The following is a 12,216-nucleotide window of genomic DNA, read 5'->3' as shown; positions in this document are numbered from 1 at the left end:
GAAAGGAATCTTATGAATCTATTAAATTATCATAAATTACCGTCAGAAGAGCGCTTGGAAAAATTTCTTTCTACGCTTTCAATTACCAACAGAACGCCAGAGTACTATGTGAATTGGAGTAAAGTTAATCGTGAGACCAAGAAGTATGAATTAGAGTTAAATACATTAAACTACTTAATTGGTAAAGACGATATCTATTCAGAAGCATTACACTTATTCACTAAACAACCCAATTTGTTAAAAGCAATTCCTAGTCTGATTGCAAGTCGAGATAAAGTTTTGGATGTTTTAACAATAGATGAAAACGATAATATGTCTTTTGAGCAATTGGATTTCAAAACGATAGACACTAGTAGAATAGATGATTACATGAAATTTATTGTTCAATCTGGTTTATTATTTTTTTTACAACAACATGCTAATCGTTCATTAGTTGATTATGTTTATGGAGTAGAGACTGGACTAGATAGCAATGCACGAAAAAATCGAAGTGGAACAACCATGGAGGGGATTTTAGAGAGACATGTAGCAAAAATTTCTCAGAAACAAAAATTGGAATGGAAATCTCAAGCTACAGCCCAATTTATTAAGGATAAGTGGGGGATTAAAGTACCTGTTGATAAGTCTGAGAGAAGATTTGATGTTGCAGTTTATTCCCGAGAAAAACATAAGGTTTGGTTGATTGAAACGAATTATTATGGCGGCGGAGGAAGTAAATTAAAAGCGGTTGCTGGAGAGTTTACTGAACTCAGTCAATTTGTTATTACTTCAGATGACAATGTTGAATTTGTTTGGGTTACTGATGGTCAAGGATGGAAAACAGCACATTTACCACTAGCAGAAGCATTTAGTCACATTACGAATGTATTCAATTTAGAGATGTTAAGAGAAGGATTTTTAGCTGATTTATTTTTACAATAATTGTTCATTAACTATAAACAAAAAAGAGGCTCACACCTCTTTTTCTTATTTCTTTTTATGATTTAATACAGCATTGAGTACAATGGCGAGTAGGCTGGCTACGACGATTCCGTTTGAGAAGAACATTTGGAAGGCTGTCGGCATGCTGATAAAGAGATTACTGTTATTGAGTCCGACCCCTGCAGCGATGGATACAGCTGCGATAAGGAAGTTATGTTCATTGTTAGCAAAGTCAACACGGGCGAGGATTTGCATCCCTTGAATCGATACAAAACCAAACATCACCAGCATGGCACCACCGAGGACAGGGCTCGGAATGATTTGGGCAAGGGCACCAAACTTAGGAAGGAGTCCAAGGAGAACCAGGAAACCAGCCGCGTAGTAGATTGGTAGGCGAGTCTTGATACCTGATAATTTAACCAAACCAACGTTTTGTGAAAATCCTGTGTAAGGGAAGGTGTTAAAGATTCCTCCGAGAAGTACGGCCAAGCCTTCTGCGCGGTAACCGTTGCGCAGGCGTGTGCTGTCGATTGGGTCTTTCGTGATATCAGACAAGGCCAGATAAACACCAGTAGACTCAACCATAGACACCGTTGCGATGATACACATCATGACAATAGATGAGATTTCAAAGGTTGGCATCCCAAAGTAGAGGGGAGTTGGGACATGGACAAGCGGTGCTGCCGCAACAGGGGAGAAGTCCACCAAGCCCATGCTAGCAGCAATGGCAGTTCCAACAACCAAACCAATCAAAATAGAGATAGACTTGATAAATCCTTTGGTAAAGATGTTGATCAAGAGGATAATCAAAACAGTAATAGCTGCAAGTAGGAGACTTTGACCAGTTGGCTCTGGAACGTTATTTCCCATATTTCCAATAGCAACAGGAATCAAGGTTAAACCAATCGTGGTAATAACAGATCCTGTTACGATAGATGGGAAGAGATTGGCTACTTTTGAGAAAACGCCTGAAACAAGAACCACGTAAATCCCTGATGCGATAAGGGCACCAAACATAGCACCACTACCATGGCTTTGCCCAATCATAATCAAGGGAGCGACCGACTGGAAGGCAACTCCAAGAACGACTGGGAGTCCAATTCCAAAGTATTTGTTGAGTTGGAGTTGGAGGAAGGTTGCCACTCCACACATGAAGATATCTGTAGAAATCAGGTAGGTTAGCTGCTCAGTTGAATAGCCAAGGGCTGTCGCAATCATGATAGGAACCAGGATAGATCCTGAGTACATGGCTAGTAAGTGCTGCAAGCCAAGAACGGCTGCTTGTGAATGTTTTTCTTGAGTTTGCATTAGAGATCTGCCTCCTTAAAAATAACTTGACCATTTTCAAAACGATCCAAACGAGCGAGTGATAAGACAGGATAGCCTGCTTTTTCAAGCAAATCACGGCCATCTTGGAAGGATTTTTCAATCACAATACCGATAGCTTCGACTGTGGCACCAGCTTGTTCGATGATTTGAATCAAGCCTTTGGCAGCTTGGCCGTTAGCAAGGAAATCGTCGATAATCAAAACCTTGTCCTCTGGTGAGAGGAATTTTCCAGCGATAGAAACGGTGCTGGTTACCTGCTTGGTAAAGGAGTAAACTTCGGCAGTTAAGATTCCTTCGTTCATAGTGATGTTTTTAGCTTTTTTAGCGAAAATCATGGGAATGTTTAAGGCTTCCGCTGTAAAAACGGCTGGGGCAATACCTGACGCTTCAATGGTCACGACTTTGGTAATACCAGCAGAAGCAAATTTTTCCGCAAAAACCTTACCAATCTCTCGCATCAAGCTAAAGTCAACTTGGTGGGTTAAAAAGGAATCTACCTTGAGGATGTTATCACCCAAGATATGCCCATCCTTGAGGATGCGCTCTTCTAATAATTTCATAAGACCTCCTAAAGTCTAAAAGCCAATCCATTTGCTTGTTTATAATTTCTAGCAAGAAATAGAAAAAGGACCTACTTAATCTCTAAGTAAGTCCCCGAAATAGGCATGGCGAAAAAGGCCATACCTCATTTCTGACTTACTTATTGTTAGGTGTTCCGGCACCTTGTAGAAACGTCGTGCCAATTCACGACATAAACAAGTAAAATGATATTCAATTTTAAATAGGCTTGAGCCAATGTTCTCATTTTACACTAAATAACTTTAGAAATCAAATATTTTGTTAGTGTTTTTGTTTTAAAAACGAACAAATATAAGAAAAGCGGACAAAGATTAACTTATTGGCTAACATTTATACTCAATGAAAATCAAAGAGCAAACTAGGAAGCTAGCCGCAGGCTGTACTTGAGTACGGTAAGGCGACGCTGACATGGTTTGAATTTGATTTTCGAAGAGTATTAGAAGATTTTTTCATCATAAAAGGGCATATTATTAGGTTTTTAAACGCCTGACAATATGCCTCTTTCTAACTTTAAAGACTTTTTCCCAATCTTTATTATTCTACTCGCTAAATCTTAAAAAATAGCCATCTGGGTCTAGAACTGCAAATTCATGGGGATATATAAAGCTATCTCCTACTCGAAATTCTCTTTTTGTCAGGGGACGATGGATAGGATAGTCAGCTTCCAGCAGTTTTTGGTGGAGCTGAGGAACATCTGCAATGCCAAAGGAAATATTGACACCGCGCCCGAAAGGATAGGTCAGCTGAGCTAATTCTTCTACGCTGCCTTCTTCTAGCATAAGTTGGCAGTCTTCAAGCGAGAGGAAGAGAAATTTCTCCTCTGGACGCTCGTATTCGACAGAAAATCCTAGCAGGTCGCAGTAGAAGTGGCGTGATTTTTCGATGTCAGATACTACAAATTCAGGAATGACAGCTTGATAGTCCATTCGTTTTCTCCTTAGAGTTCAATCTCCATGACAATGGGTGTATGGTCTTGGCGAGCTCCTGAGTCGATCATATCAGACTTAGTCACCTTGTCAGCGATGCGGTTACTTGTGAGCCAGTAGTCGATTCTCCAGCCTGTATTGTTGATTTTAGAAGTCTTGCTGCGTTGTGCCCACCAAGTGTAGCGTTCTGGAACATCGCCATGAATATGGCGGAAGGTGTCGGTAAATCCAGTTGCCAAAAGGTTGGTAAATCCAGCACGTTCCTCGTCGGTAAATCCAGGTGAACGGCGGTTGCTGGCAGGATTTGCAAGGTCGATTTCATTGTGGGCCACGTTGTAGTCACCAGTTGCAAGGACTGGTTTTTCTTTGTCTAGTTCAGCCAAGTACTCAGCATATTTGACATCCCAGACTTGACGTTCTTCCAAGCGTTTGAGGCCGTCGCCAGCGTTTGGAGTGTAAACTTGGGTCACGAAAAATTCATCAAATTCCAAGGTGATGATGCGGCCTTCCAAGTCCATGGTAGAAGGAGCACCGATTTCTGGAAAAGTGACAGTGGGTGTGAGTTCTTTCTTATAGAGGAACATAGTACCAGCATAGCCTTTGCGGGCAGGCTCTTGGGAAGAGCGCCAAGTGTTTTCATAGTCTGGGAAGAGTTCCTCTAAAATTTCCAAGTGTTTCTTTGTAGGACCCTTGGCAGAAAGCTTGGTTTCTTGGATAGCGATGATATCAGCATTTTCAGCGACCAAGGTTTGTAGGACTTCTTGGGATAATTTCGCGCGAGCTGAGTCACTAGTTAGGGCTGCGTTGAGGGAATCAATATTCCATGAGATGAGTTTCATAAAGTTACCTTTTTCATTCAGATTTATAGATTTTATTATACCAAAAAAAGGTCTATTTCCCCAGCGTATGGTTTGAAAAATCACTCTTTAGACTTTATCCTGAGAAAATAAAAATTCCCTAAACTATTTAGAAAAAAATCTAAATAGTTCTTGTGTTTAGAATAGAAAGGTGTATAATGTTATTTAGAAAAACATCTAAATAGAAAGTGAAGTTACATATATGTCAAATAAGAGAACAATCCTTCTTTTTGTGGTCTTGGCTTATGCCCTTGCTTGGATAATATGGTTGTCACTATGGCTAAGTGGTGTTGGTCTAAATTCTCCATGGAGTCAACTTGCTAGTATTGTAGACATGTGGATGCCTGCACTTGCAGTCTTTATTTTAGGGAAAATCACGAATCAACCTAGTGGAATCAAATCTAAATTAGTTGTGAATCTCAAGAGGAACTGGCGCTTTTACTTACTAGCTCTCTGGTTACCAGCAGTCATCAGTTTTTTAGGAGCGGGACTTTATTTTCTTGTATTTCCTAGCAATTTCAGCCTTGGCTTTGAATCTATTCAAGCCATCTTACAAGAAAAAGGTGTCTCTCAATCAGCTATTCCCATATCTTCCTTGGTCTTGATTCAAATCCTAGCTAGTTTGACCTACGCTCCTTTTCTTAATAGTTTCTTTGCATTTGGGGAGGAAATTGGTTGGCGTGGCTATCTTTACCCAGTGCTAAGAGGACGCTTTTCACTAGTCCAGACTCATGTCTTGCTTGGTCTCATTTGGAGTCTTTGGCATCTACCAATCAATTTGCAAGGCTATAATTATGGACTATCTTATTTTGCTTATCCTGTTTTGGGAGTTGTCGCCATGTTTCTATTTTGTTTTAGCGTAGGAATATTGTTGAGCTGGTTGTTGGAAAAGACAGGTTCTATCTGGGCTTCTGCCCTATTTCATGGGGCAATCAATGCAACTGCAGGTATTGGGTTACTCTTTCAATTACCAGGAGAAAAAGTTTCAAGCCTCTTGATTTTAGGGCCATCACCGACTGGAATGCTATCAGTTCTACCTTGCTTATTCCTAGCCCTACTAATATTACAAAGGGAAAGGAGGCATTATGAGTTTTGCAAATAGTTTTAAAGCCTTATCTCATCCAGTTAGGAGAGAGATTTTAAATTTACTCAAAGCAGGTAGATTATCTGCAGGAGAAATTGCCAGTCAATTTGAGTTGACAGGTGCAACGATTTCACACCATCTCACGATTTTGAAAGCAGCGGATTTGATTCATGAAATGAAAGAAAAAAACTTTATTTACTATGAGTTAAATACATCGGTTTTAGAGGATATAATGGTTTGGTTAGCAGATCTGAAAGGAGATCATTTTGATAAAGATAAAAATCAATAAGAAATTGGTAGTATTTACGAGCATTCTCATCCTACTACCTTCCCTTGTATGTTGTGTTTTCTGGAATCAATTACCAGAGGAGATACCCACTCATTTTAATCTACTGGGTCAAGCAGATGGCTACAATCATAAAATGTCTGCTATCTTTGGATTACCGATTCTCATGCTTTTGATGCATTGGTTGCTTCTATTTATAATGATTAAGGATCCTAAATCTAGCAATATCAGTTCAAAAATACAACTTTTGATTTACTGGATTATTCCTTTTGTATCTTGTCTATTAATGATTTCTATCTTCGGAGAATCTTTGGGTTATTCCATGATGAGTGGGCTACTAGCTCAGATTTTTATGGGAGTCATGATGATCATAATTGGAAATTATCTACCAAAAACACAACGAAATTATATAATCGGTATTCGACTACCGTGGACCTTGGAGAATGATGGAAACTGGAGAAAAACGCATCGCCTAGCTGGAAAAATTTGGGTATTAGGAGGATTGTTATTGTTTCTAAATTCCTTTGTGCAACTATATGTTTACTGGGTATTCTTCTTGACACTTTTCTTTGTAGTGATAATTCCTAGTGTCTATTCTTATCAATTATCAAAATCAGAATCTTGAAATAGCTACTGGAGTCATTAGTTTGAGAAGTTGGTCTGATATGTCTATTTCCCCAACGTATGGTTTGAAAAATCACCCTCTTTCGTTTATAATAAAGAATGATTTTATGAAAGGGAGTGAAAATAAATGAAATTTTACTCATATGACTATGTACTTAGCCAAATCAGTCAGCAAAATGGCATCATGATTGGCTTTGGAATTGTTCTCCTAGCTATCACAGGATTTTTTGCTTTTAAAGCCTATCGAGATAAAAAGGGGACTAAGTTTCGGGAATTGGTCATGATTTTGGCCTTGACCTTGGTGGCCATGCTTTTGGTGACAATCTCAAAATACCAGACCAATCAAGCCTCTAACAACCAATTTCAAACCTCCCTTCATTTCATAGAGGTTGTTTCCAAAGACTTGGGAGTGGATAAATCAGAAGTTTATGTCAATACTTCTGCAGCCACTGATGGAGCGCTTGTCAAGGTAGGTCCAAATTTCTACCGCGCCATGAACGGGAGCCAACCAGACAAGTATCTTTTAGAGAAATTAGAATTGCATCAAACAGACGCTATTGAATTGGTGGAGGTAAACAAATGACACTCAATTATATGGAAATTTTAATCAAACTGGCCTTGGGGCTCTTCTCGCTTGTTTTTGTTATCAATGTGACAGGAAAGGGGAACCTAGCACCTAACTCTGCGACAGACCAAATTCAGAACTATGTTCTTGGTGGTATCATCGGTGGGGTGATTTACAATAGTTCTATCAGCATTCTGCAGTACGCAGTGATTTTGATGATGTGGACGATTTTGGTCTTGACCCTCAAGTGGCTCAATAACAATGTTCGTTTTGTCAAACGCTTGATTGATGGAAAACCAACTCTCCTTATCAAAAATGGGCAGATTGACCCAGAAGCCTGTCGTTCAGTTGGTTTGTCTGCAGCAGAAGTTGCTCTCAAACTTCGTAGCCAAGGGATTTTCCAGATGAAACAGGTCAAATGCGCTGTGCAGGAGCAAAATGGCCAACTCATCGTGGTCCAAATGGGGGATGAAAATCCTAAGTATCCAGTTGTGACTGACGGTGTGATCCAAGTCGATGTTTTGGAATCGATTGGCCGTAGCGAAGAGTGGCTGCTTGATAATCTAAGCAAACAAGGACATGACAATGTGGCCAATATCTTTATCGCTGAGTATGACAAGGGTGCCGTCACAGTTGTAACCTATGAATAAGAAAAACCTGGGGTCTTGGCCTCAGGTTTCTATTTGCAATCAGAAAGGGATTTTATGTCCATTATTCAAAAACTTTGGTGGTTTTTCAAGTTAGAAAAACGCCGTTATCTAGTCGGAATCGTGGCCCTGATCTTGGTTTCCGTCCTCAACCTCATTCCACCTATGGTTATGGGGCGGGTTATTGATGCTATTACATCGGGGCAATTAACCCAGCAGGACCTCCTTCTTGACCTATTTTACTTGCTTCTTGCAGCCTTTGGGATGTACTATCTGCGCTATGTTTGGCGTATGTATATCCTTGGGACTTCTTATCGTCTGGGACAGATTATGCGGTCTCGCTTGTTTGAGCATTTCACAAAAATGTCTCCAGCCTTTTATCAGACCTATCGTACAGGGGACCTGATGGCACACGCTACAAATGATATCAATGCCTTGACGCGTCTCGCAGGGGGTGGTGTTATGTCTGCGGTGGATGCCTCGATCACGGCTTTGGTGACTTTGCTGACCATGCTTTTTAGTATTTCATGGCAAATGACCCTAGTTGCCATTTTACCCTTACCTTTCATGGCTTATGCGACCAGTCGTCTAGGGAGAAAGACCCACAAGGCCTTTGGCGAATCCCAAGCTGCCTTTTCCGAACTTAATAACAAGGTACAGGAGTCTGTATCAGGTATTAAAGTGACCAAGTCTTTCGGTTACCAGGCGGACGAGTTGAAGTCCTTTCAGGCAGTCAATGAATTGACCTTCCAGAAGAACCTGCAAACCATGAAATACGATAGTCTCTTTGACCCTATGGTTCTCTTATTTGTTGGTTCCTCCTATGTTTTAACGCTCTTGGTCGGCTCCTTGATGGTTCAGAAAGAGCAAATCACGGTTGGGAATCTGGTCACCTTTATAAGCTACTTGGATATGCTGGTCTGGCCTCTCATGGCCATTGGCTTCCTCTTTAATATTACCCAGCGAGGGAAGGTTTCCTATCAGCGGATTGAGGAACTTTTGTCTCAGGAATCACCTGTACAGGACCCTGAGTTTCCTTTAGATGGAATTGAAAACGGGCGCTTGCAGTATTCCGTTGATAGTTTTGCATTTGAAAATGAGGAAACACTGACAAATGTTCACTTTAGTTTGGAAAAAGGGCAAACTCTGGGATTGGTCGGGCAAACAGGCTCTGGAAAAACGTCCTTGATTAAGCTCCTCTTGCGTGAGTACGATGTGGATAAGGGAGCCATTTATCTAAATGGACATGATATTAGAGATTATCGTCTGACAGACCTTCGTAGTCTTATGGGTTATGTTCCTCAGGATCAATTCCTCTTTGCGACTTCTATCTTAGACAATATTCGCTTTGGAAATCCGAACTTGACCCTTTCTGCAGTCGAGGAAGCGACTAAGCTAGCTCAAGTTTATCAAGACATTGTAGACATGCCTCAGGGATTTGAGACCATTATCGGTGAAAAGGGAGTCAGTCTTTCTGGAGGTCAAAAGCAGCGTCTGGCCATGAGTCGGGCTATGATTTTAGACCCTGATATCTTGATTTTGGATGATTCTTTGTCGGCCGTGGATGCCAAGACAGAGTATGCGATTATCGACAACCTTAAGGAGACGCGAAAGGACAAGACAACCATTATTACGGCTCATCGCCTGAGTGCAGTTGTCCATGCAGATTTGATTTTAGTTCTGCAAAATGGTCAAATCATCGAACGAGGCAGGCACGAAGACTTACTAGCTTTGGATGGCTGGTATGCCCAAACCTACCAGTCTCAGCAGCTGGAAATGAAAGGAGAAGAAGATGCAGAATAAACAAGAACAATGGACTGTATTGAAGCGCTTGATGTCTTATCTCAAGCCTTACGGCCTCCGGACCTTTTTGGCACTCAGTTTTATCCTAGCGACGACGGTCATTAAAAGTGTCATTCCCCTTGTGGCTTCCCACTTTATTGACCAGTATCTCAGCAATCTCAACCAACTTGCCGTTACCGTTTTGCTGGTCTACTATGGCCTTTATATCCTACAAACTCTGGTCCAGTATGTCGGCAATCTTCTTTTTGCGAGGGTCTCCTACAGCATCGTTAGAGATATTCGTCGAGATGCCTTTACCAATATGGAAAAGCTGGGCATGTCTTATTTTGACAAGACGCCAGCAGGCTCTATCGTCTCTCGTTTGACAAATGACACCGAGACTATCAGTGATATGTTTTCGGGGATTTTATCTAGCTTTATCTCAGCAGTTTTCATCTTTCTGACAACTCTTTATACCATGTTGGTATTGGATTTTCGTTTGACAGCACTGGTCTTGCTCTTTCTCCCCTTGATTTTTCTTTTGGTCAATCTCTATCGGAAAAAATCAGTGAAAATCATTGAGAAAACCAGAAGTCTCTTGTCAGATATCAATAGCAAGCTGGCTGAAAACATCGAGGGAATCAGAATAATCCAGGCCTTTAATCAAGAGAAGCGCTTGCAGGCAGAATTTGATGAAATCAACCAAGAACACTTGGTCTACGCCAACCGTTCTGTAGCCTTGGATGCCCTCTTTTTACGTCCTGCCATGAGTTTGCTGAAACTTCTAGGCTACGCTGTTTTGATGGCCTACTTTGGCTATCGTGGACTTTATCTGGGAATAACTGCCGGAACCATGTATGCCTTTATCCAGTACATCAATCGTCTCTTTGATCCCCTGATTGAGGTGACTCAAAACTTTTCAACCCTTCAAACTTCCATGGTGTCTGCAGGTCGTGTATTTGCCTTGATTGACGAGAGGACCTATGAACCTCTTCAAGAAAATGGCCAGGCTAAAGTCAAAGAAGGCAATATCCGGTTTGAACATGTGTGTTTCTCATATGACGGTAAACATCAGATTCTGGATGATATTTCCTTTTCGGTTAACAAGGGTGAAACCATTGCTTTTGTAGGCCATACAGGTTCAGGGAAATCGTCTATTATCAATGTCCTCATGCGCTTTTATGAATTCCAGTCAGGGCGAGTTCTCTTGGATGGTGTGGACATTAGGGACTACAGTCAGGAAGAGCTGAGAAAAAACATCGGTCTGGTCTTGCAGGATCCCTTCCTCTATCATGGGACCATTAAGTCCAATATCGCCATGTACCAAGAGATCAGTGATGACCAGGTCCAGGCTGCAGCAGCCTTCGTGAATGCAGATTCCTTTATCCAAGAACTTCCTCAGGGTTATGATTCCCCTGTTTCTGAGCGTGGCTCCAGTTTTTCAACAGGTCAGCGTCAGCTTCTTGCCTTTGCCAGAACAGTCGCCAGTCAGCCTAAAATCCTGATTTTGGATGAAGCGACAGCCAATATTGACTCTGAAACAGAAAGTTTGGTTCAAGCTTCTCTGGCTAAGATGAGACAGGGACGAACAACCATTGCTATCGCCCACCGCCTTTCGACCATCCAAGACGCCAACTGTATCTATGTTTTGGACAAGGGGCGCATTATCGAGAGTGGAACCCATGAGGAACTCTTGGATCTGGGTGGAACCTACCACAAGATGTATAGTTTGCAGGCGGGTTCTATGTCTTAATACTCTTTGATTTTCATTGAGTGTAAGAAGGAAATCCTTCAAATTACAGATTTCTTTCACCGCCTTTTCCATTTTGTGGTATAATGAAAAATGTTGACAAATAGTATAATAAAAACAAAGGAGAAACAGCATGCTGAAATGGGAAGACTTGCCCGTGGAAATGAAATCAAGCGAGGTTGAGTCTTACTACCAGCTTGTCTCTAAAAGGAAGGGTTCGCTGATTTTCAAGCGTTGTTTGGACTGGGTTCTAGCCGTAATCTTGCTGATTCTGACCTCTCCCATCTTTCTCATCTTGAGCATTTGGATCAAGTTGGATAGCAAGGGGCCAGTGATTTACAAGCAAGAGCGCGTGACCCAGTACAATCGACCTTTCAAGATTTGGAAGTTCCGTACCATGGTGACGGATGCAGACAAAAAAGGAAGTTTGGTGACTTCTGCTAACGATAGTCGCATTACCAAGGTTGGCAATTTCATCCGCCGTGTCCGTTTAGACGAACTACCTCAGTTGGTCAATGTCCTTAAAGGTGAGATGTCTTTTGTCGGTACACGACCTGAAGTGCCACGCTACACAGAGCAGTATAGCCCTGAAATGATGGCTACCTTACTTTTGCCGGCAGGGATTACCTCTCCAGCCAGCATTCACTACAAGGATGAGGACACTATCATCAGTCAAATGACCGAAAAAGGCCTGTCAGTTGACCAAGCCTATGTCGAACACGTCCTCCCCGAAAAGATGAGCTATAACCTTGCCTATCTCCGAGAGTTTAGTTTCCTTGGGGACATCAGAATCATGTTTCAAACCGTGTTTGAAGTGCTAAAATAAAGTAGTCATAAGAAAATGAGTACAGATAAAAGGAGCAAAT

At 41.4% G+C, this 12,216-nt stretch carries 13 protein-coding genes and 1 riboswitch; of the genes, 9 read left to right on the top strand and 4 right to left on the bottom strand.

The window, feature by feature from the left end; genetic code table 11:
• Positions 1–12: 12 nt before the first annotated feature.
• On the top strand, positions 13–921 hold the full coding sequence (locus tag QM409_RS04490; RefSeq protein WP_261015216.1) for a type II restriction endonuclease: 909 nt from the start codon (positions 13–15) through the stop codon (positions 919–921).
• A gap of 45 nt (positions 922–966) precedes the next feature.
• On the opposite strand, the gene QM409_RS04485 is transcribed toward QM409_RS04490, so the two are convergent.
• The 4 genes from QM409_RS04485 to QM409_RS04470 all read right to left on the bottom strand — a co-directional run bounded on the left by QM409_RS04485 (position 967) and on the right by QM409_RS04470 (position 4,594).
• The gene (locus QM409_RS04485) at positions 967–2,229 is read right to left on the bottom strand and encodes a nucleobase:cation symporter-2 family protein (protein ID WP_414305151.1); all 1,263 of its coding nucleotides are present in this window, start codon (positions 2,227–2,229) and stop codon (positions 967–969) included.
• Positions 2,229–2,810, bottom strand: coding sequence for a xanthine phosphoribosyltransferase (locus QM409_RS04480; RefSeq protein ID WP_414305152.1), 582 nt, complete (start codon positions 2,808–2,810; stop codon positions 2,229–2,231). The genes QM409_RS04485 and QM409_RS04480 overlap by 1 nt, the downstream gene beginning before the upstream one ends.
• Positions 2,811–2,933: 123 nt before the next feature.
• Positions 2,934–3,029, bottom strand: a riboswitch (purine riboswitch).
• A gap of 339 nt (positions 3,030–3,368) precedes the next feature.
• On the bottom strand, positions 3,369–3,755 hold the full coding sequence (locus QM409_RS04475) for a bleomycin resistance protein (RefSeq protein ID WP_261040904.1): 387 nt from the start codon (positions 3,753–3,755) through the stop codon (positions 3,369–3,371).
• 11 nt (positions 3,756–3,766) lie between these two features.
• The gene (locus QM409_RS04470) at positions 3,767–4,594 is read right to left on the bottom strand and encodes an exodeoxyribonuclease III (RefSeq protein ID WP_261014063.1); all 828 of its coding nucleotides are present in this window, start codon (positions 4,592–4,594) and stop codon (positions 3,767–3,769) included.
• A gap of 220 nt (positions 4,595–4,814) precedes the next feature.
• Here QM409_RS04470 and QM409_RS04465 point away from each other — a divergent pair, with 220 nt between their 5' ends.
• The 8 genes from QM409_RS04465 to QM409_RS04430 all read left to right on the top strand — a co-directional run bounded on the left by QM409_RS04465 (position 4,815) and on the right by QM409_RS04430 (position 12,176).
• On the top strand, positions 4,815–5,714 hold the full coding sequence (locus QM409_RS04465; protein WP_414305153.1) for a CPBP family intramembrane glutamic endopeptidase: 900 nt from the start codon (positions 4,815–4,817) through the stop codon (positions 5,712–5,714).
• On the top strand, positions 5,698–5,985 hold the full coding sequence (locus tag QM409_RS04460; protein WP_414305154.1) for an autorepressor SdpR family transcription factor: 288 nt from the start codon (positions 5,698–5,700) through the stop codon (positions 5,983–5,985). The genes QM409_RS04465 and QM409_RS04460 overlap by 17 nt, the downstream gene beginning before the upstream one ends.
• Positions 5,972–6,607, top strand: a complete 636-nt coding sequence (locus tag QM409_RS04455) for an SdpI family protein (RefSeq protein ID WP_414305184.1) — start codon at positions 5,972–5,974, stop codon at positions 6,605–6,607. The genes QM409_RS04460 and QM409_RS04455 overlap by 14 nt, the downstream gene beginning before the upstream one ends.
• 126 nt (positions 6,608–6,733) lie before the next feature.
• Complete coding sequence (locus tag QM409_RS04450) at positions 6,734–7,189, top strand: DUF3290 family protein (RefSeq protein ID WP_000675331.1); 456 nt, start codon at positions 6,734–6,736, stop codon at positions 7,187–7,189.
• The gene (locus QM409_RS04445) at positions 7,186–7,821 is read left to right on the top strand and encodes a DUF421 domain-containing protein (RefSeq protein WP_000174451.1); all 636 of its coding nucleotides are present in this window, start codon (positions 7,186–7,188) and stop codon (positions 7,819–7,821) included. Before QM409_RS04450 ends, QM409_RS04445 begins: the two co-directional genes overlap by 4 nt.
• 54 nt (positions 7,822–7,875) lie before the next feature.
• Positions 7,876–9,621 (top strand): ABC transporter ATP-binding protein, encoded by a 1,746-nt coding sequence (locus QM409_RS04440; RefSeq protein ID WP_414305155.1) that lies wholly within the window; start codon positions 7,876–7,878, stop codon positions 9,619–9,621.
• Positions 9,611–11,353, top strand: coding sequence for an ABC transporter ATP-binding protein (locus QM409_RS04435; RefSeq protein WP_414305156.1), 1,743 nt, complete (start codon positions 9,611–9,613; stop codon positions 11,351–11,353). Before QM409_RS04440 ends, QM409_RS04435 begins: the two co-directional genes overlap by 11 nt.
• A gap of 130 nt (positions 11,354–11,483) precedes the next feature.
• Positions 11,484–12,176: a sugar transferase gene (locus QM409_RS04430; RefSeq protein WP_414305157.1), complete on the top strand. Its 693-nt coding sequence runs from the start codon at positions 11,484–11,486 to the stop codon at positions 12,174–12,176.
• Positions 12,177–12,216 lie beyond the last annotated feature (40 nt).

Source organism: Streptococcus mitis, assembly GCF_047465045.1.
Taxonomy (GTDB): domain Bacteria; phylum Bacillota; class Bacilli; order Lactobacillales; family Streptococcaceae; genus Streptococcus; species Streptococcus mitis_DT.
Note: the sequence above shows the minus strand (reverse complement) of the source record. Positions and strands in the feature narration are given on the sequence as shown.

What these genes read in the sequence shown, in the direction of transcription:
- QM409_RS04485 (WP_414305151.1), bottom strand. Translation starts at nt 2,229, where the DNA reads ATGCAAACTCAAGAAAAACATTCACAAGCAGCCGTTCTTGGCTTGCAG.
- QM409_RS04445 (WP_000174451.1), top strand. Translation starts at nt 7,186, where the DNA reads ATGACACTCAATTATATGGAAATTTTAATCAAACTGGCCTTGGGGCTC.
- QM409_RS04490 (WP_261015216.1), top strand. Translation starts at nt 13, where the DNA reads ATGAATCTATTAAATTATCATAAATTACCGTCAGAAGAGCGCTTGGAA.
- QM409_RS04460 (WP_414305154.1), top strand. Translation starts at nt 5,698, where the DNA reads ATGAGTTTTGCAAATAGTTTTAAAGCCTTATCTCATCCAGTTAGGAGA.
- QM409_RS04450 (WP_000675331.1), top strand. Translation starts at nt 6,734, where the DNA reads ATGAAATTTTACTCATATGACTATGTACTTAGCCAAATCAGTCAGCAA.
- QM409_RS04440 (WP_414305155.1), top strand. Translation starts at nt 7,876, where the DNA reads ATGTCCATTATTCAAAAACTTTGGTGGTTTTTCAAGTTAGAAAAACGC.
- QM409_RS04475 (WP_261040904.1), bottom strand. Translation starts at nt 3,755, where the DNA reads ATGGACTATCAAGCTGTCATTCCTGAATTTGTAGTATCTGACATCGAA.
- QM409_RS04430 (WP_414305157.1), top strand. Translation starts at nt 11,484, where the DNA reads ATGCTGAAATGGGAAGACTTGCCCGTGGAAATGAAATCAAGCGAGGTT.
- QM409_RS04435 (WP_414305156.1), top strand. Translation starts at nt 9,611, where the DNA reads ATGCAGAATAAACAAGAACAATGGACTGTATTGAAGCGCTTGATGTCT.
- QM409_RS04465 (WP_414305153.1), top strand. Translation starts at nt 4,815, where the DNA reads ATGTCAAATAAGAGAACAATCCTTCTTTTTGTGGTCTTGGCTTATGCC.
- QM409_RS04470 (WP_261014063.1), bottom strand. Translation starts at nt 4,594, where the DNA reads ATGAAACTCATCTCATGGAATATTGATTCCCTCAACGCAGCCCTAACT.
- QM409_RS04480 (WP_414305152.1), bottom strand. Translation starts at nt 2,810, where the DNA reads ATGAAATTATTAGAAGAGCGCATCCTCAAGGATGGGCATATCTTGGGT.